The 22,073-nt window shown below is 54.2% G+C and carries 25 protein-coding genes; 11 read left to right on the top strand and 14 right to left on the bottom strand.

Annotated features, from left to right (window positions below):
- Positions 1-65 precede the first annotated feature (65 nt).
- Positions 66-833, bottom strand: a complete 768-nt coding sequence (locus E3E25_RS07355; protein WP_167892439.1) for a LamB/YcsF family protein — start codon at positions 831-833, stop codon at positions 66-68.
- Between the two features lie 58 nt (positions 834-891).
- Here E3E25_RS07355 and E3E25_RS07360 point away from each other — a divergent pair, with 58 nt between their 5' ends.
- Positions 892-1,386 carry a type II toxin-antitoxin system VapC family toxin gene (locus E3E25_RS07360; protein WP_167892440.1) on the top strand — a complete coding sequence of 165 codons (495 nt, stop codon included), beginning with the start codon at positions 892-894 and terminating at the stop codon, positions 1,384-1,386.
- Here E3E25_RS07360 and E3E25_RS07365 read toward each other — a convergent pair.
- The 5 genes from E3E25_RS07365 to E3E25_RS07385 all read right to left on the bottom strand — a co-directional run bounded on the left by E3E25_RS07365 (position 1,377) and on the right by E3E25_RS07385 (position 4,507).
- A complete protein-coding gene (locus E3E25_RS07365; protein WP_167892441.1) occupies positions 1,377-2,351 on the bottom strand; it encodes an N-acetylmuramoyl-L-alanine amidase in 975 nt (324 codons plus the stop codon). The genes E3E25_RS07360 and E3E25_RS07365 overlap by 10 nt on opposite strands.
- Before the next feature lie 289 nt (positions 2,352-2,640).
- Positions 2,641-3,039, bottom strand: coding sequence for a hypothetical protein (locus E3E25_RS07370; protein ID WP_167892442.1), 399 nt, complete (start codon positions 3,037-3,039; stop codon positions 2,641-2,643).
- A gap of 27 nt (positions 3,040-3,066) precedes the next feature.
- Positions 3,067-3,399: a hypothetical protein gene (locus tag E3E25_RS07375; protein WP_167892443.1), complete on the bottom strand. Its 333-nt coding sequence runs from the start codon at positions 3,397-3,399 to the stop codon at positions 3,067-3,069.
- On the bottom strand, positions 3,396-4,226 hold the full coding sequence (locus E3E25_RS07380; protein WP_167892444.1) for a DNA-3-methyladenine glycosylase: 831 nt from the start codon (positions 4,224-4,226) through the stop codon (positions 3,396-3,398). The genes E3E25_RS07375 and E3E25_RS07380 overlap by 4 nt, the downstream gene beginning before the upstream one ends.
- Positions 4,208-4,507 (bottom strand): hypothetical protein, encoded by a 300-nt coding sequence (locus tag E3E25_RS07385; RefSeq protein WP_167892445.1) that lies wholly within the window; start codon positions 4,505-4,507, stop codon positions 4,208-4,210. Before E3E25_RS07385 ends, E3E25_RS07380 begins: the two co-directional genes overlap by 19 nt.
- Before the next feature lie 91 nt (positions 4,508-4,598).
- On the opposite strand from E3E25_RS07385, the gene E3E25_RS07390 reads away from it, so the two are divergent.
- From E3E25_RS07390 to E3E25_RS07415, 6 genes are all read left to right on the top strand, one after another.
- Positions 4,599-5,936 carry a nodulation protein NfeD gene (locus E3E25_RS07390; protein ID WP_167892446.1) on the top strand — a complete coding sequence of 446 codons (1,338 nt, stop codon included), beginning with the start codon at positions 4,599-4,601 and terminating at the stop codon, positions 5,934-5,936.
- Positions 5,933-6,787 (top strand): slipin family protein, encoded by an 855-nt coding sequence (locus E3E25_RS07395; RefSeq protein ID WP_240910756.1) that lies wholly within the window; start codon positions 5,933-5,935, stop codon positions 6,785-6,787. The genes E3E25_RS07390 and E3E25_RS07395 overlap by 4 nt, the downstream gene beginning before the upstream one ends.
- A gap of 173 nt (positions 6,788-6,960) precedes the next feature.
- Positions 6,961-7,740 carry a cell division ATPase MinD gene (minD, locus tag E3E25_RS07400; RefSeq protein WP_167892447.1) on the top strand — a complete coding sequence of 260 codons (780 nt, stop codon included), beginning with the start codon at positions 6,961-6,963 and terminating at the stop codon, positions 7,738-7,740.
- Positions 7,740-7,988: a hypothetical protein gene (locus tag E3E25_RS07405; protein WP_167892448.1), complete on the top strand. Its 249-nt coding sequence runs from the start codon at positions 7,740-7,742 to the stop codon at positions 7,986-7,988. The genes minD and E3E25_RS07405 overlap by 1 nt, the downstream gene beginning before the upstream one ends.
- Before the next feature lie 90 nt (positions 7,989-8,078).
- On the top strand, positions 8,079-8,327 hold the full coding sequence (locus E3E25_RS07410; protein WP_167892449.1) for a hypothetical protein: 249 nt from the start codon (positions 8,079-8,081) through the stop codon (positions 8,325-8,327).
- Between the two features lie 126 nt (positions 8,328-8,453).
- Entirely contained in the window at positions 8,454-9,965 is a 1,512-nt protein-coding gene (locus E3E25_RS07415) for an AMP phosphorylase (protein ID WP_167892450.1), read from the top strand.
- A 1-nt stretch (position 9,966) separates the two neighbouring features.
- Here the strand turns inward: E3E25_RS07415 and E3E25_RS07420 are convergent, their stop codons facing one another.
- Positions 9,967-10,350: a DUF2095 family protein gene (locus E3E25_RS07420; RefSeq protein WP_167892451.1), complete on the bottom strand. Its 384-nt coding sequence runs from the start codon at positions 10,348-10,350 to the stop codon at positions 9,967-9,969.
- Positions 10,351-10,411: 61 nt separating this feature from the next.
- Between E3E25_RS07420 and E3E25_RS07425 the strand changes: the two genes are divergently transcribed.
- Both E3E25_RS07425 and E3E25_RS07430 read left to right on the top strand, forming a co-directional pair.
- Positions 10,412-10,861, top strand: coding sequence for a DUF123 domain-containing protein (locus tag E3E25_RS07425; RefSeq protein WP_167892452.1), 450 nt, complete (start codon positions 10,412-10,414; stop codon positions 10,859-10,861).
- On the top strand, positions 10,851-11,612 hold the full coding sequence (locus tag E3E25_RS07430) for a geranylgeranylglyceryl/heptaprenylglyceryl phosphate synthase (protein ID WP_167892453.1): 762 nt from the start codon (positions 10,851-10,853) through the stop codon (positions 11,610-11,612). The genes E3E25_RS07425 and E3E25_RS07430 overlap by 11 nt, the downstream gene beginning before the upstream one ends.
- Here the strand turns inward: E3E25_RS07430 and E3E25_RS07435 are convergent.
- Positions 11,609-11,848: a hypothetical protein gene (locus tag E3E25_RS07435; RefSeq protein WP_167892774.1), complete on the bottom strand. Its 240-nt coding sequence runs from the start codon at positions 11,846-11,848 to the stop codon at positions 11,609-11,611. The two genes, E3E25_RS07430 and E3E25_RS07435, sit on opposite strands and share 4 nt — an antisense overlap.
- Positions 11,849-11,999: 151 nt before the next feature.
- Here E3E25_RS07435 and E3E25_RS07440 point away from each other — a divergent pair, with 151 nt between their 5' ends.
- Positions 12,000-12,845 (top strand): M55 family metallopeptidase, encoded by an 846-nt coding sequence (locus E3E25_RS07440; protein ID WP_167892775.1) that lies wholly within the window; start codon positions 12,000-12,002, stop codon positions 12,843-12,845.
- Between the two features lie 101 nt (positions 12,846-12,946).
- On the opposite strand, the gene E3E25_RS07445 is transcribed toward E3E25_RS07440, so the two are convergent.
- Positions 12,947-15,322, bottom strand: a complete 2,376-nt coding sequence (locus E3E25_RS07445) for a DEAD/DEAH box helicase (protein ID WP_167892454.1) — start codon at positions 15,320-15,322, stop codon at positions 12,947-12,949.
- Between the two features lie 49 nt (positions 15,323-15,371).
- On the opposite strand from E3E25_RS07445, the gene E3E25_RS07450 reads away from it, so the two are divergent.
- A complete protein-coding gene (locus E3E25_RS07450; protein WP_167892455.1) occupies positions 15,372-15,842 on the top strand; it encodes a hypothetical protein in 471 nt (156 codons plus the stop codon).
- Here E3E25_RS07450 and E3E25_RS07455 read toward each other — a convergent pair.
- The 5 genes from E3E25_RS07455 to meaB form a co-directional block, all read right to left on the bottom strand.
- Positions 15,791-16,450 (bottom strand): ScpA family protein, encoded by a 660-nt coding sequence (locus tag E3E25_RS07455; protein WP_167892456.1) that lies wholly within the window; start codon positions 16,448-16,450, stop codon positions 15,791-15,793. The genes E3E25_RS07450 and E3E25_RS07455 overlap by 52 nt on opposite strands.
- 5 nt (positions 16,451-16,455) lie before the next feature.
- Entirely contained in the window at positions 16,456-20,022 is a 3,567-nt protein-coding gene (gene smc / locus E3E25_RS07460) for a chromosome segregation protein SMC (protein ID WP_167892457.1), read from the bottom strand.
- 58 nt (positions 20,023-20,080) lie between these two features.
- Positions 20,081-20,506, bottom strand: coding sequence for a DUF835 domain-containing protein (locus tag E3E25_RS07465; RefSeq protein ID WP_167892458.1), 426 nt, complete (start codon positions 20,504-20,506; stop codon positions 20,081-20,083).
- A gap of 173 nt (positions 20,507-20,679) precedes the next feature.
- Positions 20,680-21,081 carry a methylmalonyl-CoA epimerase gene (gene mce, locus E3E25_RS07470; RefSeq protein WP_167892459.1) on the bottom strand — a complete coding sequence of 134 codons (402 nt, stop codon included), beginning with the start codon at positions 21,079-21,081 and terminating at the stop codon, positions 20,680-20,682.
- Positions 21,078-22,037, bottom strand: a complete 960-nt coding sequence (gene meaB / locus E3E25_RS07475) for a methylmalonyl Co-A mutase-associated GTPase MeaB (RefSeq protein WP_167892776.1) — start codon at positions 22,035-22,037, stop codon at positions 21,078-21,080. Before meaB ends, mce begins: the two co-directional genes overlap by 4 nt.
- Positions 22,038-22,073 lie beyond the last annotated feature (36 nt).

The following is a 22,073-nucleotide window of genomic DNA, read 5'->3' on the forward strand; positions in this document are numbered from 1 at the left end:
GAACGCAGATTCTAGGTCTCGCTGGAACGCTTCAATCTTTTTCTTATCCCAAGTCCTCTTGGGTTTCATCGTATAAACTCCCCCATTGGCACTATCTTAACGCCCTCCTCCTCAAGAACCTCCCTGATGTGCTTTGCTATCTCAACAGCTTTTGGATTGTCGCCGTGCACGCAGATGGTATCAGCTTTCAGCTCAATCCACTCGCCGTTTATCGCTTTCACCCCCCCATCCTTGACCATCGAGATAACGCGCTCGGCTATCTCTTCTCTGTCGTGAATTACTGCCCCGGGTTTCGAGCGCGGGACGAGTGTTCCGTCCGGGTTGTATGCCCTGTCGGCAAAAACCTCGTGGGCCACCTTAACTCCCATCTCCTCCGCTATTTCAGCCGGCCTTGAGCCCGAGAGGGTAACGAATATCAGGTTCTTATCGAAGTCCGCTATACCTTCTATCACAGCTCTCGCGAGTTCCTCTTCTCTGACTAGGGCGTTGTACAAAGCACCGTGTGGCTTGACGTGCTGTAACTCAAGGTCCTCAGCCCTCGTGAAGGCATAAAGCGCCCCAATTTGATAGAGGATGTAGTTCCTCGCTTCCTCCGGTGAAAGCTTCATGTACCTCCTTCCGAATCCGAGCAAATCCGGGTAGCCCGGGTGAGCACCGAGGGCCACGCCCTTCTCCTTCGCGAGCCTCACGGTTTTTCTCATGACCAGCGGGTCGCCGGCGTGCCAGCCGGTAGCTACGTTGGCGCTCGTGATGTGGTTCATGACCTCCTCATCGAGACCAAGCTTGTAACGGCCGAAGCTCTCCCCGAGGTCAGAGTTCAGGTCAACCTTCATGCTCTCACCACTTTCATTTCGACGGAAATCTAAAAAAGGGTTTCTCCGAGTTAGGGGTATGAAGGCCCAGGTCATAGACACCGCGATATTCATCCAGGGGGTTGATGTTGAGGGCGTTACGACGCCGAAGGTCGTCGATGAGGTGAAAGACCCGGAGTCGAGGCTTTTCTTGGAGGGACTGATTAGTGCGGGCAAGGTCAGGGTTCTCCAGCCGTCGAGGGAAAGCATTAGAGCCGTAATGGAAGCTGCCAAAAAGACGGGAGAACTTGGAGAACTCAGCGAGGCAGACCTTGAGGTTCTTGCCCTGGCGTACGAGCTTAAAGGGGTTCTCCTCACAGATGACTACAACCTCCAGAACATAGCGAAAACCCTCGGTATGGAGTTTAAAACCCTCAAAAGAGGGATAAAGCGCGTAATCAGGTGGAACTACGTCTGCATTGGCTGTGGGAAGCGCTTCAAGGAGATGCCCCCCGAAGGAGTCTGTCCCGACTGTGGGAGTCCGGTAAGGCTAATCCCTAAGAGAAAACGAAAAAAGAGGAGGTTTCATCCGTAGATATCGACGACTATTCTATCCGGGCCGCTCAGCGTGAAGTCCCTGTATGGAAGGTATGGAGTGTTCAGCTCAACGACGATGAATACGTAACCGCTGCTCTCGGTGGCGTATATCACAGGGGCGATGTAGGAACCCGTGTAGGTGTACTGCCAGTTGCCGTAGGTCTGCCAGCCGAGGTCTGAGAGTCTGGCGTTATCAAGTTGGATAACGAGATGGTAGCCGTTCGAGTAGGAGGTGTAGTAGGTGTGGTAGCTAACCGCCTTGCTGAGATCAACCACCAGCCTGAAGTAGCCGTCGTGCTGGGCGAACCTTATGCCCATAACCGTCGGAACCGGGTCGTGAACCGGAACACCAAAGTACCGCTGAACCCCGTGGAGTATCGCGTAAGCGTAGCGCCACTGGTAGTTCTCGTCGGTTATTACCCTCACGTCGTAGGTGTTCGTCACAAAGCCGGTCTCGATGAGTATTGCCGGCATGGAGGTATACTTGAGGACGTAGAAGCCGGCCTCCTTAACGCCCCTGTTGTTGAGCGGGATCACCTTGGCTATTTCCCCATCAACGTAGGTCGCGAGGAGGTTGCCCCTGTACGAGCCGTAGTAATGGTAGACCTCAAAACCGCTCGCAGAACTCGGCCCGGAGTTGGCGTGTATGCTGATGAAGATATCGCAACCGGCGGAGTTTGCTATCTGCACCCTTCCGGAGAGGGTGACGAAGTAGTCACCGTCCCTGGTGAGGACAACCCGCGCGCCGTCATCTTGGAGAACCTTAGCGACTTTGAGCGCTATTGCAAGGTTGATGTCCTTCTCCTGAACGCCGTTGGCGACCGCTCCGGGGTCCGTTCCTCCGTGTCCGGCATCGACGCAGATGGTGTAGCCACTCAAATCCGTCCCCGAGGCGGAAGTGGGAACCGGGACTATGGCGAGTGCCAGCAGAACTACACCCAAAACCACGGCAGCTTTCCTCATATTTTATCCCCCCAGATAGCGAAACTAACTTCTAAATCCCTTTCCAAGCTTTATAAAACTTGTCAGAATTGTTCTGTTCATGGCATTGATGGATAAAAATGAGCATGAATAAAGACATGGAACTAATTAGAAATGGCAGATTGGCGTCCCGGACGGGCTCGGCGCTCATAGGGTACGTCACCGCTATTGCTCAGCCCGTCTTGGAATCGTCACGGCCCGTCCGGGACGGCGTCAGGGCCAGTCCTCGTCATCACAACGCTCGGTGCAATTCGCTGTCATCATCCGCGGTTCAACCTTGGAGGTAGTAGGATATAAGCTTTCTCAGCTCGACGTTGCGCTCGGGCTTCATTCTCAAAAACCTCTTAAGCTGGCTGTTCTCGGCAAGTAATCCGGAAAGCTCGATGGCGAGTATCTTGTTGTCCTCGCTCAGGCCGTAGGCCTTGAAGCGGAGCGGGGCGTACTCCTTCTCAAGCTCCCACGTCCTTTCCTCAAGCTCCCGTGCTTTTCTTTCAAGCTCCTCAAGGTTTCCCTTCGGCTCACGGAACTCGCCGGTCAGGGCTATCTCAATGACCCGCTCAACGGGAACTCCATACCTCTCACTGAGGCGCTTGAGTTCTCCCCACAGCTCTTCGTTTATCTCGGCCTCAATTTTTCCAAAGCCCTTGTTCGGCTTGATGATGAGCCTCATCTCGTTCACACTCCGTGAACGATTTGTTCACGATCCGTGAACCTCCTCAAGCTCTCTCCTTTTCTCCTCGACCCTCTTCCTCAGTTCAGCGTTTTCCACCCTGAGCCTGTCGCGCTCGGCCATCATGAACTCCTTATCCCTCAAAGCCTTCTCGTAGAACTCCTTAAGATCTTCAATCTCACCCTCCATCTCGCGGAGCTTCTCCTCCAGCTTGGAGACCTTCTCCCTCAGGAGATCCTCACGCTCTGCCTGGAGGGTCTCTTCAACTCTGGGGAGGCTCTCGCGGAGGAAGGAGGTGATATCTTTGCCCTTGAGGGCTTTGAACCTTTCCTTGGGCAGGATAATCCTGATTTCGCTCATTTCTTCTTCCTCTCCATCTCGGTCTTCCTGTCGTAGCAGAGGATGTAAAATGCCAGAAGCCCCTTCCACTTCCCGTAGGGTTCAATGACCTCGCGGACGTCTTTCTCCTTAACCTCTTTAAGGCTCCTCCCAAAAATCTTTGCTATCCCGCGCCTCAGCCCGAGGTCTCCGGCAGGGTAGACGTTCTTTCTGAGGCCATACGCGAGGAAGAGCTCGGCGCTCCACTTCCCTATGCCCCGGAACTCTGTGAGGTACCTGATAGCCTCATTAACGCCCCAGTCCCAGAGTTCGAGGTCGAGCTTTCCGGCAAGGTAAAGCTCCGTCAGGGACTTTATGTAAGCGGCGCGATAGCCGAGCTTGGCCCTTTTCAGCTCCTCCTCGCTCAGGGACGCTATCCTCTCCGGAGAGGGGAACGCGTGTAAATCCCCCACCTGCCTGCCCGCGAGCCTCACGAGGTTCTCTATGGTCCTCTGGGCGAACTCAAAGCTCACCTGCTGCTGGGCTACCGTCTCAACCAGCGCCTGGTAAGGGCTCGGCGCGGCAGGGACGGTCAGACCGTAGAACTCGTCAATCAGGAAGGAAAATGGGGAGTCGATTATTTCGGCGTAGAAGGAGTCCAGATTTGTGTTAAGGCCGAGGATGAAGGTCAGCTTTTCCTTCGCGGATTTTCGTTCCCTTCTGCCCCACGAGTCGGGAAAAATGAAGTTCCCTCCATCGTAGCCGGCGATACCGCTCTCAAAAGCTTGATAGAAAACACCGTCTTCGAACTTCCACGTGCCGTTGCGTATCATCTCGCCTGTGGTCTTCTTCAGGTCAATCTCAGCCATCGGTCGAGCCTAACGGGGTTCTCCCTTATATCCTTTAGGGTCGAGACGTAAAGTCTCTTACCGTCAATGGAGCGTTTGATCTGGAGCTCCCCCTTTTCTTCGAGGAAGCGGAGGGCGTCTTTAACGTCCTCGGCACGGACATCAAAGTTCTGCTTGAGGAACTCCCAGTACGGCTCGCGGTTGGAATATCTAGCCGCCTCCCTCACGAGCTTCCAGGCTCGTTCAACCTTCTCATCACCCCTGGCGACGCGATAGAGCTTGGCGAGGGTCTTCAAATTCATATTAGAAGATTGGCGTCCAACATATAAATCACTTTTGGCGAGCAGGCAAAAGATTTAAACCATTGAGTGGTATTATTATCAGGCGATAGGAATGAGACTGAAAATTGCCCTGGTTGCTCTGATGATGCTCGTCATGCTCCTGCCGAGTGTCCATGGCCAAGGCAACGTGGTTTACGTGGCCAAAGTTGACGGTATGATTACTGGCTACACCGTTGACCAGTTTGACAGATACATCAGCGAAGCCGAGAGGAACAACGCAGAGGCAATAATAATCGAGCTCAACACCCCAGGTGGCCGCGCCGATGCAATGCAGGCCATCGTTACGAGAATCCAAAACTCAAAGGTTCCTGTCATAATCTACGTTCATCCCTCCGGAGGGATGGCGGCCTCTGCAGGCACTTACATAGCACTGAGCTCCCATCTGATAGCGATGACACCTGGCACTGTCATAGGGGCCTGTAGGCCTATACTCGGCTACGGCCAAAACGGGAGCATTGTCGAGGCCCCGCCAAAGATAACGAACTTCTACGTGGCCTACCTCAGGGAGCTCGCGAGGATGAGCGGGAGAAACGAGACACTCGCCGAAGAGTTTATAACGAAAGATAGGAGCGTCACTCCGGAGGAGGCACTGAGATACGGTGTCATCGAGGTTATTGCAACTAACGTTGACGAACTTCTCCAGAAGGCCGATGGAATGGAGACAAAGATACCCGTGGCTGGAAGGGGGAAGGTAACCCTGCACCTCAGGAACGCGAGACTCGTCTACATCGAGCCGTCCTTCAGGGACACGGTAGTCAAGTACATAACTGACCCGACGATAGCGTACCTCCTCCTCAACCTTGGATTCATCGGCCTAATATTCGGCTTCCTCACACCCGGCTGGCACGTTCCTGAAACAGCAGGTGCCATAATGCTCGTTCTCGGCCTCATAGGCCTGGGATATTTCGGTTACAGCAGCGCGGCATTAATACTCATCGTGCTCGCCATGATATTCTTCATAGCCGAAGCACTGACGCCGACCTTTGGCTTGTTCACCGTAGCGGGCGTCATAACCTTTATTCTGGGTGGAATCATGCTCTTCAGCGGAAACGGGGGTGAATACCTGGTGACCGGTGAAACGTACTCGATACTCAGAATAGCCATCATCGTCATGGCAATACTCCTTGGACTGTTCTTCCTCTTCGGTGCGGCGACAGTGATCAAAGCACACAGGAAGAAGCCAGAGGCCGGAAGGGAGGAGCTCGTGGGAGAGGTCGGTAAGGTAGTCGAGGACCTCGACCCTGAAGGAGTCGTCAAGCTCCACGGTGAACTCTGGAAGGCGGAGAGCAAGGATGGAAATAGGATACCCGTTGGAGAAAAAATTAGGGTTGCTGAAGTCAAGGGGCTCACCCTTATCGTTGAAAGAATTGAGGACAGGAGGGAGGAATGAGTATGGCCCTTGTAAGCGCCGGAAATGTTGTGTTGGCCATCGTTTTGTTGTTTGTGTTAATTATACTGGCAAGCGCCATAAAGATAGTCAAGGAGTACGAGAGGGCAGTGATATTCCGTCTCGGAAGAATAGTTGGGGCCAGAGGGCCTGGACTGTTCTTCATAATCCCGATATTCGAAAAGGCAGTAATAGTTGACCTTCGTACCAGGGTCCTGGACGTGCCCGTCCAGGAGACCATAACCAAGGACAACGTCCCCGTCAGGGTCAACGCGGTCGTTTACTTCCGCGTTATAGAGCCAGTCAAAGCGGTTACCCAAGTCAGCAACTACATCATGGCCACCAGCCAGATCGCCCAGACGACGCTGAGAAGTGTCATCGGTCAGGCGCACCTCGACGAACTGCTCAGCGAGAGGGAGAAGCTTAACCTCCAGCTCCAGAAGATAATTGACGAGGCCACCGACCCATGGGGAATAAAGGTCAGTACGGTCGAGATAAAGGACGTTGAGTTGCCAAGCGGAATGCAGAGGGCAATGGCGAGGCAGGCAGAGGCTGAGCGTGAGAGACGTGCTAGGATACTCCTTGCTGAGGCCGAGCGCCAGGCCGCCGAGAAGCTCCGTGAGGCCGCTGAGATAATCTCGGAGCACCCCATGGCACTCCAGCTCAGGACGCTCCAGACCATAAGCGATGTTGCCAGCGACAAGAGCAACGTCATCGTACTCACCCTGCCGATGGAGATGCTGAAGCTCTTCAGGAGTCTCGCCGACACTGCAGAGGTCGCCAAGGTAAAGCTTGAGAAAGAGGTCCGTGAGGAAGCTGAAAAGGAAGCCGAGACGAAGGCTGAGCAAGAGTAAGGTGTGAATGGCTTTTCTTCCATCTTTTCTTTTCCGTCCTGGATGAACCGCAAAAAATAAAAGCATTGCCTGCATACTTCATACACACAGAGACACCACTCCGTATAAAATTGAAGAACTTCAGGAACGCTTTATGGGAAAGAGCGCCAATGCTCATACCGGGGGTGTTAACTTTGGAAGGTCGTTCGATTGTTTTTGCATCGGGAAAGGGTGGAACGGGTAAAACAACGACTGTTGCCAATCTGGGTGTTGCCCTTGCCCAGTTTGGAAAGGAGGTTATCCTGCTGGATGCTGATATAACCATGGCAAACCTCAGCCTTGTTCTCGGTATGGAGGATATTCCAATAACACTCCACGATGTTCTGGCAGGAGAGGCCGATCTCAGGGATGCGATCTACGAAGGCCCGGCCGGGGTTAAGGTCATCCCCGGTGGGCTGAGCCTTGAGAAGATAAAGAAGGCCAAGCCAGAAAGGCTCAGGCAGCTTATCAGAGAAATCGGCCAGATGGCGGATTTTGTCCTCATCGATGCCCCAGCGGGCCTTGAGATGACGTCAGTTACAGCACTCCTCATTGGAAAGGAGCTTATAATCGTTACAAACCCCGAGATATCGGCCATCACGGACTCTCTCAAGACAAAACTAATCGCCGAGAAACTTGGAACCCTTCCGCTCGGTGCGATACTCAACAGAGTCACCAACGAGAAGACCGAACTGACTCAGGAGGAGATAGAGGCCATACTTGAAGTTCCAGTCTTAGCCATGATACCCGAGGATCCGGAGGTCAAGCGTGCTTCCGCCTACGGTGTGCCCCTCGTCATCAAGAACCCGACCAGCCCTGCTGCCATAGCGATCAAGCAGCTCGCGGCCAAACTCGCGGGAATCAAGTGGCAGGCACCCGAGCCAGAGAGCCCGATAAAGAGGGTGTTCAAAGCACTGTTTGGAGGGAGGAAGTAATGGCCAGCGTGTTGCTCTATGGAATAGTGGTCATTCTCATAGTGCTCAACATCGTCCTCCTCATGCTCTACTACTCAGCCAAGAGCAACCCGTACTACGTCGTTTACGACGAGGAAACCAAGAGCGCCCTCAAAAGGCGTGTCACCAGCCTCAAGGAAGACCTTGAGAGTGAGCTCGTTGACTTCGATGTCGAGGAGTGGGAGAGAACCCTCGAGGAGTCGATAGACGAAGAGGTCAGGAACCTCTGAACTTTTCCGTTCCTTTTGTTATTAAACATTTCTGGGGCGTTAAATTTTAAAAACCCATCAGTATTAATTCCATTCTGGGGGTGGGGCGCTATGAAGGTTAGACTCGGCTATCCAGATAGGATAGTCGAGGTAGAAGACAAGATGGTCCGTGTTTTTAAGGGCCGACTCGTAAGCGCCCCGCTGAGCGAGGTCATCGGCTACTACCTCAGGGGAGAAGGACTTCTGCCGCCGGCGGTAAGGGAGATAGTCCCCGATGTCGTGAGGGTTCTCCTCAGCACCGGCGAACTCCAGAACAAAGTAGCTCCGGTGGTCGAGTACAGCCAAGGCCTCAGCGGCTGACCTTTTTACATTTCCCTGCCAAGCTTTATGAATGACTGTGCTCATTTTGACGACCAATCAGTTGAAAACATTTAAGTACTCTTCTGACCAATACTGTGAACTCGTGTGTGAAAGGGAGGGATGATAATGAAGGCCAAGGTTAGGATACTCGACATGTACAGCGGGAGGTATTCAGTCTTTATCAACGAGAAGGAAGCCAAGAAGGCCAAACTCCACCCGGATGACCTCGTGAAGATAGAGGCCGGAAAGAAAACCGTCTACGGAAGCGTTGTCGTGAGCAACCTCGTGAAGGAGGGGGAGATTGGGATAAGCAGGGACATACTCGGGCTCCACAGCTTCTCCGAGGGAGAGGTCGTCACCGTCATACCCAGCGGTACCCCCGAGAGCGTCCGCTACATAAAGAAGAAGATGCACGGAGGAAAACTCAGGAAAGTCGAGATAGAGGCGATAATCAAGGACATCGTGGACAGAAAGCTCCGTGACATCGAGATAAGCTCTTTCGTTACCTCGCTTGAGATAAACGGCCTCGACATGGATGAGATTGCCGCACTGACGATAGCGATGGCCGAGACCGGAGACATGCTCGACATAGACAGAAAGCCGATCATGGACGTCCACAGCATCGGAGGCGTCCCCGGAAACAAGACCAACATACTCGTCGTGCCGATAGTTGCAGCCGCGGGATTGACGATACCCAAGACCAGCTCGAGGGCAATCACTAGCGCCGCAGGCACCGCCGACGTGGTTGAGGTTTTCGCAGAGGTTAGCTTTTCCCTCGACGAAATAAAGCGCATCGTGGAAAAGATAGGCGCCTGTATGGTCTGGGGCGGTGCTCTGAACCTCGCCCCTGCCGACGACATTACGATAAAGTCCGAACGCGCGCTGAGCATCGACCCAACTGGCCTCATGCTGGCAAGCATAATGTCAAAGAAGTATGCGATGGGAAGCCAGTACGTCCTCATCGACATCCCAACGGGCAAGGGCGTCAAGGTGGAAACGGTCGATCAGGCGAGAGCCTTGGCCAGGGACTTCATAGAGCTAGGCAGAAGGCTCGGCCAGTACGTAGAGGTGGCTATAACCTACGGCGGTCAGCCGATAGGCCACACCGTCGGTCCCGCCCTAGAGGCCAGAGAGGCCCTTTCAGCACTCATGACCGGGAAGGGCCCAGGAAGCCTGATAGAGAAGGCCACCGGGCTGGCAGGCATTCTCCTTGAGATGGGCGGAGTTGCTCCGACAGGGATGGGCAAGAAGATGGCGAGAGAAATCTTGGAGAGCGGAAAAGCCTACGAGAAGATGAGGGAGATCATAGAGGAACAGGGTGGAAACCCCGACATCAAGCCGGAGGAGATACCGATAGGCGATAAGACCTACACCTTCACGGCCCCTATCAGTGGCTACATAACCGGAATAGACAACAAGGCAATAACTGCGATAGCCAGGGCCGCCGGTGCCCCCGAGGACAAGGGGGCTGGAATAGAACTATACGTCAAAGTCGGAGAGAAGGTCAAGGAAGGCGACCCCCTATTCACGATACGCGCCGAGAGCGAGGCCAGACTCGACCAGGCAATAGTCCTTGCCAGGAGAACAGAGCCGATAAGGATAGAGGGAATGGTGCTACAGAGGATAGGGAACATCTGAGTTATTCCCTCTTTCCGTGTCTCTCGTACCATCCCCATTCTTTTTTGGAGCCAAAGGCACGAACACCTTTCTGGACTAGGGTTATACGGAGCTCTTTGGCCATCTCGTGGGTTATCTCCCCGTGCTCCTCCATCCAGTTGATTATCTCAAGCGCCTCGTCGTCGGTCTCGCATCTCCTGAGAAAGTCTATGACGGTTGGATTGTAGCCGGAGAAGTCCCTCGCTTCCTCGTCGATGACCTTCTTCTCATCGGTTCTGTAAGCGTCTATTGGAACCCCTTCCTCCTCGAGTTCTTTCGCCAGGGCAGGAAAACGCTCCTCAAACTCCTCTTTGTCGTACTCCTGCCAAGCAAACTCGTCTATAGCTCTCTTTTTCTTTTCGTCCATTCTCCACACCTATGGAGAATTAGGCTTGAGAGTTTATAAACTCTGAGTGAGAGTCACTTCCATGAAGGGTGCGTACTTCCTGGTTATCCATCTGCCCAAGGAGAGCGAAATAACCACGAAGGGACGCAGATTCCCACTAAAGGGTGGATACTACGTCTACGTCGGCTCCGCCATGAACTCCCTCGAGAAAAGAGTCGCCAGGCACTTCAGGAAAAACAAGAAACTTCACTGGCACATAGACTTCCTCCTGAAGGATGCGGAGCTCTTGAGGGCATACCTCATTCCCAGTGGGGAGCGGTTGGAGGAAAAGCTCTCCGCTGAGGTCTCCAGGCACGGAGAGGCCGTGAAAGGCTTCGGTGCGAGCGACGTTGGGGTGGAGACGAACCTCTACAGATTCGAGGAAGAGCCGGACGCAGTTCTGGTTGGGATACTCGAAAATCTCCGTCTGAAATGGAAAAGAATTAAAAGCGAGAGGGAAGCTATAGAATTCGGTGGAAAAAATGAAGCTTGAACTGGGGAGAGTTGAGTCGTACATCCATGAAAAGCTCAAAAATGAGAAGCTTCACTTTGTTCTCCTCGATCCCGATGACGTGACGCCCGAGGAAGCCGCCAGGATAGCGGAGATGAGCGAGGAGATAGGGGTAGATGCCATAATGATAGGCGGCTCGACGGGGGCCGAGGGGGATGTCCTCGACGGCGTTGTAAAGGTCATAAAAGAGAGCTCAAACCTTCCAACGATACTCTTTCCCGGTTCCCATGGCGGGATAAGCAGGCACGCCGATGCCATATTCTTCATGAGCCTGCTGAACTCTACCAACCCCTTTTTCATAACCGGCTCCCAGGCCCTAGGAGCCTTCACCGTCAAGCGCTACGGCATAGAGCCCATACCAATGGCGTATCTGATTGTTGAACCCGGGGAGACGGTGGGCTGGGTAGGCGATGCAAAGCCAATCCCAAGGCACAAGCCGAAGATAGCTGCCGCTTACGCATTAGCCGGCCAGTACCTCGGCATGAGGCTCGTTTACCTCGAAGCGGGAAGCGGGGCACCGCAGCCTGTTCCCCCCGAGATGATAGCGCTCGTGAAGCGCGTCATAGACGTTCCCCTCATAGTCGGGGGAGGGATAAGAACCGGGGAGCAGGCAAAGAAAGCTGTTGAAGCCGGGGCAGATATAATTGTTACTGGAACTGCCATAGAAAAAGCAGGTTCACTTGAGAAGGCCAGAGAGAAGCTGGAGGAGCTCAATAAGGGGATAAAGGGTTAGGCCTCTGAGAGAACCCTGAAGGTTACCTTTCCGTTCTTGATTATCCTTTTGAGTTCGGAGAGGAGCTTTGGAGCGTCATCTTCGACTATCTCCATCCTGATTTCACTAATTCCCTCTGCATCGGGCGGGAAGAAGTGTATGTCCCGAATCTTGCCCCTAACCTTCTCATAAAGACGGCCCAGAATCTTCCCCCTTCCTTCGTAGGGCAATTTAATGTTGAGTTCAACGATTTGCATGCATATCACCACTCTATTCTATGAAAGCAGGCCTATATAACCCTTTTCATGAACGGGAATTATCGAATTTTGTCCTGTGTATTCCCACCAGTTATGTCATCGACCACAAGACTTATCTTTTATCGCTTCGATTTTTATCGTGGTGATGCCGATGCGTGCATTCATATCCCTCGACCTTGAGGGCCTGCCATATATAGTCAGCAGGGAGCATCTCTTCGTGAAGGGAGCACTCTACTCAGAGGCCAGGAAGATAGCGACCGAGATAGTAAAGGTCACCGCGGAAACACTACACCACGAGCTGGGTTTCGAGGAAATCATCATAGCCGACAGTCACGGTCCTATGGTAAACATACTGCCCGAGGACACACCGGACTACATCGAGCTGGTGAGGGGCTTTCCAAGGCCGCTCAGCATGGTGGCCTTTGCAAGGGGGAGTGACGCAGCCCTCTTCCTTGGCTACCACGCCAAGGCGGGTACCGATAGAGCGACCTTCGACCACACATACAGTGGAGCATCAATAGACAGTCTGGAAATCAACGGCGTTGAAGTGAGCGAGTTCCTCCTCAACGCCTACCTCCTCGGCAGCTGGGGAATTCCCGTGATACTGGTGGGTGGAGACAGGAGGCTCATAGAGACCGACGTTAAAACCTTCACCCCCTGGGCAGTTGGTGTCCCCTTCAAGGAGTCCCCCTCGCGCTACGCCGCCAAGAGCCCCGGAATGCGCAGGATAAAGGCCATGCTGAGGGAGGGAGTTATAGAAGCCGTTGAAAGACTGAAGAAGGAGGAGGCAAAGCCGCTCGTGACTGAGGAGCCCGTCCACGTCAGGGTTCGCTTCCTCAGAAGCGACATGGCTGACACGGCCGAACTGCTGCCCTTTGTGAAGCGCCTTGATGGAAAAACGGTCGAGTTCGAGGCCAAGACCGTAGAAGAGGCATACAAGGTGTTCGAGCTGCTAACCTTGGCCGCGGCTGGTGTGAACGCGATAGTGACGAGGTAACCGAGAAGTGTGCCCCCGGGGAGCGAAGGGGAATCACAGCTCGCCGAGGCGCTCATCCCCCGCGGTTTCCCGGGGGCAGTGTAATCTCCCCGAATCCAGACTTAAGCTTTGTCCTCGTCCTCCACGTAAGGTGCTGTTATCACCTTCCTTATCTCCCTCGCCTTCTTTTTGCCTATTCCCTCGACTTCTTGGAGCTCCTCCTCCGTGGCGGTGAAAACCCGTTCAACGTTTCCAAAGTGCCGGAGGAGCCTCTTCGCAAGTGTGGACGAGACATAGGGAAGGCCCTCAACGATGAGCCTCTGCCTCTCGGCGAGGGTTAGCGCCTTCTTCTCGCTCCTCAGCCTTACCTCCTTCTTTCTCTCCTCCTGCTCGCGCTTGGCCATGAGATATATGAACTGGGCGGTCTCCTCGGTTCCGGATGAAAACAGTATCGGCACACCCCAGTCGAGGGTCACGGCGGCTATGGCACCGCGGATGGCGTTGGGATGGACGTTCCTTATACCGTAAAGCTCGCCCTCTATGATTATCACCGGCTTCTCGTAGGCCTTCTTTAAGCGCTCAACCTGGTCGAAGAGCCTGCCGTCTATGATGGACTGTATGAAGTCGTTGGCGCTCTTCCTTTCTATCCCGACCTCCTCGCTCACGACGTAGTCGGCAACGTCGAGGGTTCTGACCTCTATCTCCGCCCCGAGCTCCTTCAGGTGCTTTGGAACGCCGCTCCTCAGCTCGCGGCTGTCAACGTAGACGACTATCCCCTTCGGTTTTTTCACAAAGACTGGCTTTATCGGGAGCTTCTCATAGACCCCCTCCTTGGAAGGCGTGGGTTTCTCGGCCTTTTCCACTTTCTTCTCAGCTTTTTCGGGCTTTTCCTTCGGCTTCAGGAACTCATCGAGCGGGGTTATCTTCCCCTTCGAAGGCATCTCAACACGCTCCGGAACATTTTCCCTTATTTCAGCCCGGTTTGGATGAGCTTTTTCAAGTTCACGCGCTATCTTTTTTATAGCCTCGAACATGCCCTTTTCTTTTCTCCTTGAGCTCCAGTAGTAGGCTTCATCGCGCGTCCCCCTGGCCATCAGTATAACTACCCTTCCCGGCCTGTGCCTCCCGGTCCTTCCGCGCCTCTGGATGCTCCTTATGGCAGAAGGCACCGGCTCGTAGAAGACGACGAGATCGACCTCTGGAACATCGAGGCCTTCCTCGCCAACGCTCGTGGCCACCAAAACGTTGAACTCGCCGCGCGAGAACCTGTCGAGGACTTCTTTCTGCTCCCTCTGGCTCATCCCCCGGTCGTTGCTCCTGCTCGCCTGGCCGATGAAGCGCTCGGCAGTTACTCCCTCACCGTGGAGAACCTCGACGATCTTCCTCCCGGTGTCGCGGTAGTTGGTGAAAACTATGATTTTTGAGTTCGGCTTTTTCTTCAGTTGCTCCTTAACCATCTCCAGCATGCTCTCCATCTTCGGGTGGTCGAGGCCGAGCTCCTTCGCCTGGACAAGGAGGTATATCACCTTCCTCATGCGCGGGTCTTCCATGAGCTGCCTGCTGGATTTCGTCCTCTTATCTTCGCGGAGCTTCTTGAGATAAGCCCTCAGCGCAGTCAGCCCCTGCGTCTCAAGCAGTTCTATCGCGTGCTGCAGCTTCACCGCCTTGGCCTGGTACATTCTAAGCCGGCCGAGCTCGTAGTTGCCCCGCGCGACCTCCTGGTTTATCTTCGAGCCCGCCTGGAGGACTTCCCTCTTTGAGATGTCCGGCGAGTAAGTCGAGACAAGCCCGAACTGGGCGAGGGGCTTGAGGCTCTCCTTGAGCATCTCTCGGAGGAGCTTCCGCACCTCTTTGTAGATGCCGGGAAGCTCGACCTTCACCCATTCAAAGCTCATTCTTTGCACGTAGGGTTTGACGTCGGGCGAGCTCTCCGTCCTGATCTCGATGCGCTCTATCCCGAGGTTCCTGATTATCTCGCGTATCCTCTCCTCGTCGCTCCCGGGGGATGCCGTGAGGCCGAGCACGAGCGGGTGTTTAGCGGTTTTAAGGTACTCCCTGGCTATGAAGACGTAGGAATAGTTCCCCACCGCCCTATGGGCCTCGTCAAAAACGAGCAGAACAACGTCCTCCAAGGAGATTTTTCCGGTGAGGATGTCGTTTTCAACGGTCTGGGGCGTAGCCGTCACGATGACACTCCTCTCCCACAGCTCGGCCCTCTGCTTGGGCGAGAGCTCGCCTGTAAGGACGTTTATCTTCTCCGGGGAGATGTCAAAGAGCCGCCTGAAGCTCTCGGCGTGCTGGACTGCCAAAGGCTTCGTCGGGGCGAGCATGAGGACTTTTCCCCCGTACTTCGAGAGCCTATAATCGGCTATGAGCATGGCTATAAGCGTCTTTCCTAACCCCGTCGGAAGAACCACGAGGCAGTTGGTGTCCTTACAGCGGGCGTAGATTACCTCCTGATAAACGCGGGGCTCGATTATATCGCGGCGGAGATACATGTGCCTATATCCTCGGCGAAGTTTATAAATTCTCGGACGAAGTTAGGTCATGCTCCTCACGAGACACGCCCGGGAGAGGCTCGTCAAAAGGCTGGCGAAGAGGAGAAGACCTGAAAGGATGTATTCTGCACTGTGGGACTTCCTCGACCGCTCGCAGAGAATTGACGTGAACGAGAGGGTGGTAATCTTCACGGACGGGAGGAGGAGCCTGGTCTGTGCCAGGTTAGAATGCGAGATGCTGTCCCTTGAGGAAATCAGGCAGAGGGTTTCCGGGATTTCCGAGGCCTACGAGTGCGTCTTCTTCGATGGGAGGATTGCCAGGCATACAGTCCCCAGGAAATTTGTGGAAGGCCTTCCGGACGGAAGGTACTGCCTCTACATGAACCGGGAAAAGAAGAGCCTTTACATAGGAAGCGAAGAACCAATGCTGGTGATAACGATAAGACCGGCAAAGAGGGAGGAAAGAAATCAGGCCTCCCCCACAGGCACGACGAATATCTCCCCAAAGGGCTCCTCCTGAATGAGGTCAACCTTGCCCATGTTGGAGAGGAACAGCAGGTAGAGGAAAGTTCTGGCCACTATCTTCGGCGTCGGATCAAAGACCAGGTCCCAGAAGTTTATCGGCTCCCTGGTTTCCCTGTACATGTTCACGACTATCTCGTGGAGCCTGTAAACGTGCTTCTCGATGTCAACGCGGAAGTCGTCGACGACGAATACCTCCTCCTCTATCTCGACCTTCTTCCTCTTCCGCGGCTTCCTCTTCTCGGCCTCCTCAAGGGCGTCCATGAGTGCATCAAGCAGGTCGTCGAAGGTGTAGTAGCGCTCGACCCTTCTGAGCGGAGGTGCCAGGGGTTCAACCTCCACCCTTATGCGCTCCTCGTGGTGCTCCTCCTCTTCCTCCTCGTCGGCGTGGAGCAGGGCTTCACTCTTCATCCTGACGAGGATTGACGCCGCTAAGATGGCCCTCGCCGAAACGCGGAGGTCGAGCTCCTTCATTTCCCTGAGTCTCTCGATGTACTTCTCGGTCAGGTCCACTATGTCTATGTTCCAGGGGTCGACCTTGCCCATCTGAACGAGCTGAAGGAGAATGTCGACGGGCGTTATCTCCTCCTCACGGCGAGATTCCATCTTTATCACCCGCTCAAATGCCCGAACATCTCAGCATGCTCGGCCTCACTCCTCTTCCTTGCCTCTTCCAGGATCTTCATGGCCTTCTCAAGGCTGAGCGCCACAACTCTTGACACGCCGTTCCTCATGCTGACGCCGATTATCTTGTCCGCGTTGGCCATCATGACGTCCCTGAGGGTTATCACGATGAACTGGCTGTTCTGCGAGGCTTCTTTGATGAGGTCTGCGACGCGCTTGACGTTGGCATCGTCGAGGTGGGCATCAATCTCGTCGAAGAGGTAGAACGGCGCCGGCTTGTAGCGCTGTATCGCGAAGACGAAGGCGAGTGCCGTTAGTGCCTTCTCACCGCCGCTCATGGCCTCTATGCGCTTGACGTCTTTTCCAGCGGGCTTGGCCTCTATCTCAAGACCGCCCGCGAAGGGGTCGTCCGGGTTCTCAAGGATGAGCCTGGCACTTCCTCCAGGCGAGAGCTTCGCGAAGAGCTCCGAGAAGTTTCTGGCTATCTCGCTGAGGGTCTGCATGAAGACGTTCCTCTTCTGGCCCTCTATCTCCTCGATGAACTCCTCTATGCTCTCCTTCTCAGCCAGAACCTGCTCGCGCTTGCTCTTCAGCTCAAGGTATCTCCTCTCAACGACCTCGAAGTCCTCTATGGCCTTCATGTTGACGGGCTCAAGGGAGCGTATCTCCTCCTCCATCTTCTCTATCTGCTCCCTCAAAGCCTCAAGCTCCAGCGGGACTTCCTTGATGCTCCTTATGAGCTTGGTGTCGTGGTGCTTCAGCTCGTCCTGCTTCTCCTTCAGCGTTGCCTCGTACTGGGCGAGCTTTATCTTGAGTGTGTTGGCCTCGATGCGCAGCTCCTGGAGCTTGGAGTTGAGCTCGTCCTTCTCTGAGCGAAGGTCTATTATCTCGTTCTTGACCTTCTCGCGTCTCTCGCGGAGCTCCTTGAGCTCGTCCTTGACGCTCTCCTCAGCCTTCCTGAGCTCCTCTAGTTCCTTCTCGAACTCCTTTATCGCGTTCTCGTTCTCGGCGATGTTGGCCTTGAGGGCGTTTATCCTGTTCACGAGCCCCTCTATCTCCTCCTCAAGGTCAGCCTTCCTCGGGAGGAGCTCCTCGTTTATCCTTATCTCAAGGTTCTCAAGCTTACTCTCAACCTTGCTCAGCTCTTCCCTCAGCTTGCTTATCTCGTGCTCCACTTCCCTGATCTTCTGGTTCAGCTCCCTCGCCTCGGGGTTCTCAAGGGCCCTTTTGAGCTTCTCCCTCTTCTTCTCAAGCCGCTCTATCCTTCCGCGGAGCTTTGCCATGTCGCCCTTAGTTCCGTGAATCCTCTTCTCAAGAACCTCGATGAGCCTCTCGCTCTCCTCGATACCCTCCTTGAGGGCCTTATCTTCAGCGAGAAGACGCTCCATCTCCCTCTGGACTACCTGTAGGTCCTTGCTCAGGTCGCTCTTTCTCATGCGGAGCTCAAAGAGCTCGTTCTGGAGGCCTTTAATCTCAATCTTGAGCGCATTAATTGAGGATTCCAAAGCTTCTTTCTCGCGTTCGAGCCTCTCGACCCTCTTCCTTATCTCGTCGACGTTTACCCCGAGCTTGCCCCTCGGCCTGTAGTGGCCGCCGGTTATCGCCCCGCTCCTCTCAAGGAGCTCGCCGCCCAGGGTCACCATGCGGACCTTCCCAATTCCCACGGTTCTGGCTTCGTCCATGTCGCTCACGATGAGCGTGTCCCCAAGGGCGTAAGCTACCGCGTTTTTGAAGCGCGGGTCGTACTGAACGACGTCCATCGCAGGGATGCCGAGCGAAGGCCTCTCGCGCATAGAACGGGGCTTTATCTTGTTGAGCGGGAGGAAGGTCAGTCTTCCGAGCTTTTTCTCCTTGAGGAGCTTGATGGCCTTCTCGGCGACCTTATCGTCCTCGACCACAACGTTGTCGTAGTTTCCGCCGAGGGCGACCTCCACGGCTAAAGCATAGTCCTTGTCCTCGACAGTTATCAGTTCCCCGAGGGGCCCGTAGAGGCCGGGGATGTTCTGGTTTTTGAGGAACTCCACGGCACGGTTGCCCCTCACCTCACGCTGGGCCTCGGCCTTGATGAGTTCTTCCCTGGCTTTGGAAAGCTCCCCTTCGACCTTTCTGAGGGCTTTGGTCTTTTCCTCAAGCTCCTTCTCGGCCTTTCTAAGCCTCGCCTCCGCCTTCGACATCTTCCCGTCTATCTCCCCGAGCTCGGAGCGCTTGGCCTCAAGGGATTTCTTTGCCTCCTCGATTTTGGACTTGAGTGCATTCCTCTTGGCGTTATCCTGGGCAATCTTGGTCTTAAGGCGCTCTATTTCCTCCTCGAACTTGCTGATATCGCTCTCCTTCATGTAGAGCTCCTTCTTGGCCTCTTCAAGTTCGTCAACGACCTTGTCGAAGTCCTGTTTGGCTATCGCAAAGTCCCTGTCTATCTCGCCGAGCTTGATGACCAGTTCGTTTTTGACGACCTCCTTCTCCTTTATCTCAGCCTTGAGCTTCTCGCGCCTCTTCGTCCAGCGCTGAATGGCATTTCTGCTCTTCTCTATCTCCTCTGAGACCTTTTTCAACTCCTCCTTGGTCTTGGCAAGTCGGTGCTGGCTGTCCTTTATCTCCTTCTGGGCCAGCTCGATGTTCTTCCTCGCCATCTCGATCTTCGACTGAACCTCGCTGATCTTCCGGGTAACCTCAAGGATGCCGTCCTCGCTCTTATCTTCAAGCTCCTTCTCGATGGCGTTCAGCTCCTTCTCTTTGGCGACTATCTCCTTGGCTATGTCCTTGAGGCGCTCCTCTATGGCAGCTATCTCTGCCTCTATCTCCTTGTCGCGGAGATTGTTCTCTTCAATCAGGGACTTCAGCTTCCGTATCTCACCAAGGAGGAGCGTCACTTTGGCCCTTTCAACGCGCTCCTTCAGATCGAGGTAGCGGAGGGCATCGTTGCGCTCCTTTTCGAGCTTGTCGAGCTGGGTCTTGACCTCGCGAATGAGCAGATCAACGCGCGCCAGATTCTCCTCCGCCTGCTTTAATTCCTTCAACGCTTTCTCCTTCTTCGCGTCGTACTCGGCTATTCCAGAGATTTCGTCTATGAGCATCCTCCTCTCAGTCGGGCTCATCTTGATGAACTTGGTTATATCCCCCTGGAGAACGAGGTTGTATCCTTCGGGCGAAATCATCGCGGCGCTGAGGACGTCGAGTATGTCGCTCCTGCTTGTTCTCTTGCCGTTGAGCCAGTAGGTGCTCCTGCCATCGGGGTAAACGCGGCGCTTTATCACGACCTCGTCCTCGTCGAGGGGAAAGCCCCTGTCCTCGTTGTTGAAGTACATCGCAACCTCTGCATACTTTGCCGGGGCCTCGGTTTTTGTGCCCGCGAATATAAGGTCGCTTATCCTGGTTGCACGCATGGCTTTGGCGGAGAGGCCACCGAGAACGAAGAGAACGGCGTCACCGATGTTGCTCTTTCCAGAACCGTTGGCACCAACGATCGCTGTAAACCCCTTAGAAAGAGGGACGACTACCTTCCGGTTACCGTAGGATTTGAAACCTTTCATTTCAATCTTCTCGATGTACGGCATGCCCTACACCTAAATTGGAGAATGATGAAGTAGGTTATATAACTTTACCTGCAGTGGTTCACTCGACTATTCTGCGGAGAACGTTGAGTAGTCGGTTATCCAGGCCATCACTAACCGTGACGTAGAAGTCCGAGTTCTTCATGACGGCCATGTCCCGTATCTTGCCCACAAAGCGAAGCGTGGGTTCGACCCCGTTCTCTATCATCAGATACTCGACGGCGTCCAGAACAACGTCGGATTTCTCACCCTGGAGCCTGTCCCACACGATCTGCTCGATGACGTGGAGCTTGGAGGGATGGACTGCGTTGGGATGGGAAACCTTGGTGATCCAGATCTGGTAAACGTTCGGAGCGTTAACCTCGAAGGGAGACCTTCTGGTTATGAGAATCTTCTTCCGGTTTGGGTTCCTCACCAGAATATCGTTAAGACGACGATAGTCCAGTATTCGTGATTCCTTTCTCAGGGGCCGCCCCCTAAACATCATAGGCCATCACTTCGCACACATTACTCAATTTATACGGTCATGGCATTACAGCCACAGTAAGTTTGTCAATGTTCTTATAAACGTTACTGTGTGCAATTAAATGCATCAATACTCGGACCATTGAGTTAAAGAGAAAAAGAAACTATGCACCCAAAATAGAGAGATTTCATGGATTACTCTTCCCTTTCGCAGAGTTCGAGAAGCACACCCGTTACTGCCTTCGGATGGACGAACGCTATCTTCGCACCACCCGCACCTATGCGCGGCTTTTCATCTATGAGTCTGTAACCCTCTTCCTTGAGCTTCTCGAGGTGCCCCTCGATGTCCTCAACGCCGAGGGCTATGTGGTGTATGCCCTCACCGCGTTTGGCTATGAACTTGGCTATCGGGGAGTCTTCGGAAGTGGCTTCAAGCAGTTCAATCCTGCTCTCCCCAACGTGGATTATGGCAGTTCTTACTTTCTGGTCTGGCACCTCTTCAATCTCCTCGACCTTTAGGCCGAGACCCTCCCAGACCTTGATGGCCTCGTCAAGGTTCTTAACGGCTATACCAACGTGGTCTATCTTCTTTATCATACCTTCACCCCCAGGGCTTTTTCAAGTACAAGATCCGCGGCAGAGTAAGGGTCAACCTCCCTCCTTACGACCTTTTCTATCAGGGCCGCCACCTCTTCTTCATCGAGCCTCTCGCTTATGGCCTTGGCTATTCTGCCCGAAACTATTGTCTTGACCTCTTCCTCGGCACGGAACTTCCTCTTCCGCTCTATCTCCCCGCTCTGAACAAGGAACCCATGGTGTTCTTTTATAGCTGACCAGAGCTCCCTGATTCCCTTCATCGTTGTCGCCACGGTCTCGACTATAGGCGGCCTCCAGCCGCGCTTCTCCCAGCGCTCCTTCTCAAGGTCGAGCATGAGGTTGAGCTCGAAGTAGGTCGCATCCGCTCCTTCCTTGTCGGCCTTGTTGATTACGAAGACATCCGCTATCTCCATAAGGCCTGCCTTTATTGCCTGCACATCATCTCCCAAACCGGGCACGGTTACGAGAACCACGGTATCGGCCGTCTTGACGATGTCAATCTCGATCTGGCCGACGCCGACGGTCTCAACGAAGATGACGTCACAGCCGTAGGCATCGAGAACCTTTATGGCATCGTTGGTGGCCTTGGCGAGTCCACCGAGGGAACCCCTGGTTGCCATGCTCCTGATGAAAACTCCGGGGTCGGTGGAGTGCCTCTGCATCCTTATCCTGTCGCCGAGCAAAGCGCCGCCGGTGAAGGGGGATGTGGGGTCTATGGCTATGACGCCTACGACCTTCCCCTCCTCCCTCGCAACGCGGATGAGTTTGTCGAGAAGGGTAGATTTTCCCGCACCGGGAGGCCCGGTTATGCCGACGATGTATGCGTTCCCCGTGTGGGGATGTATTTTCCGTATTATCTCCCTTGCCTTGTCCTCATCGTTCTCGACGAGGGTTATGAGCCTCGCCGTCGCGCGCCTGTCCCCCTGGAGCATGCGTTCTATAAGGTCGTCTATCATCGCCACCACTCGGACAAATTATCCAGAAAGAAATTA

It is taken from the genome of Thermococcus sp. MAR1, assembly GCF_012027305.1.
GTDB lineage: Archaea > Methanobacteriota_B > Thermococci > Thermococcales > Thermococcaceae > Thermococcus.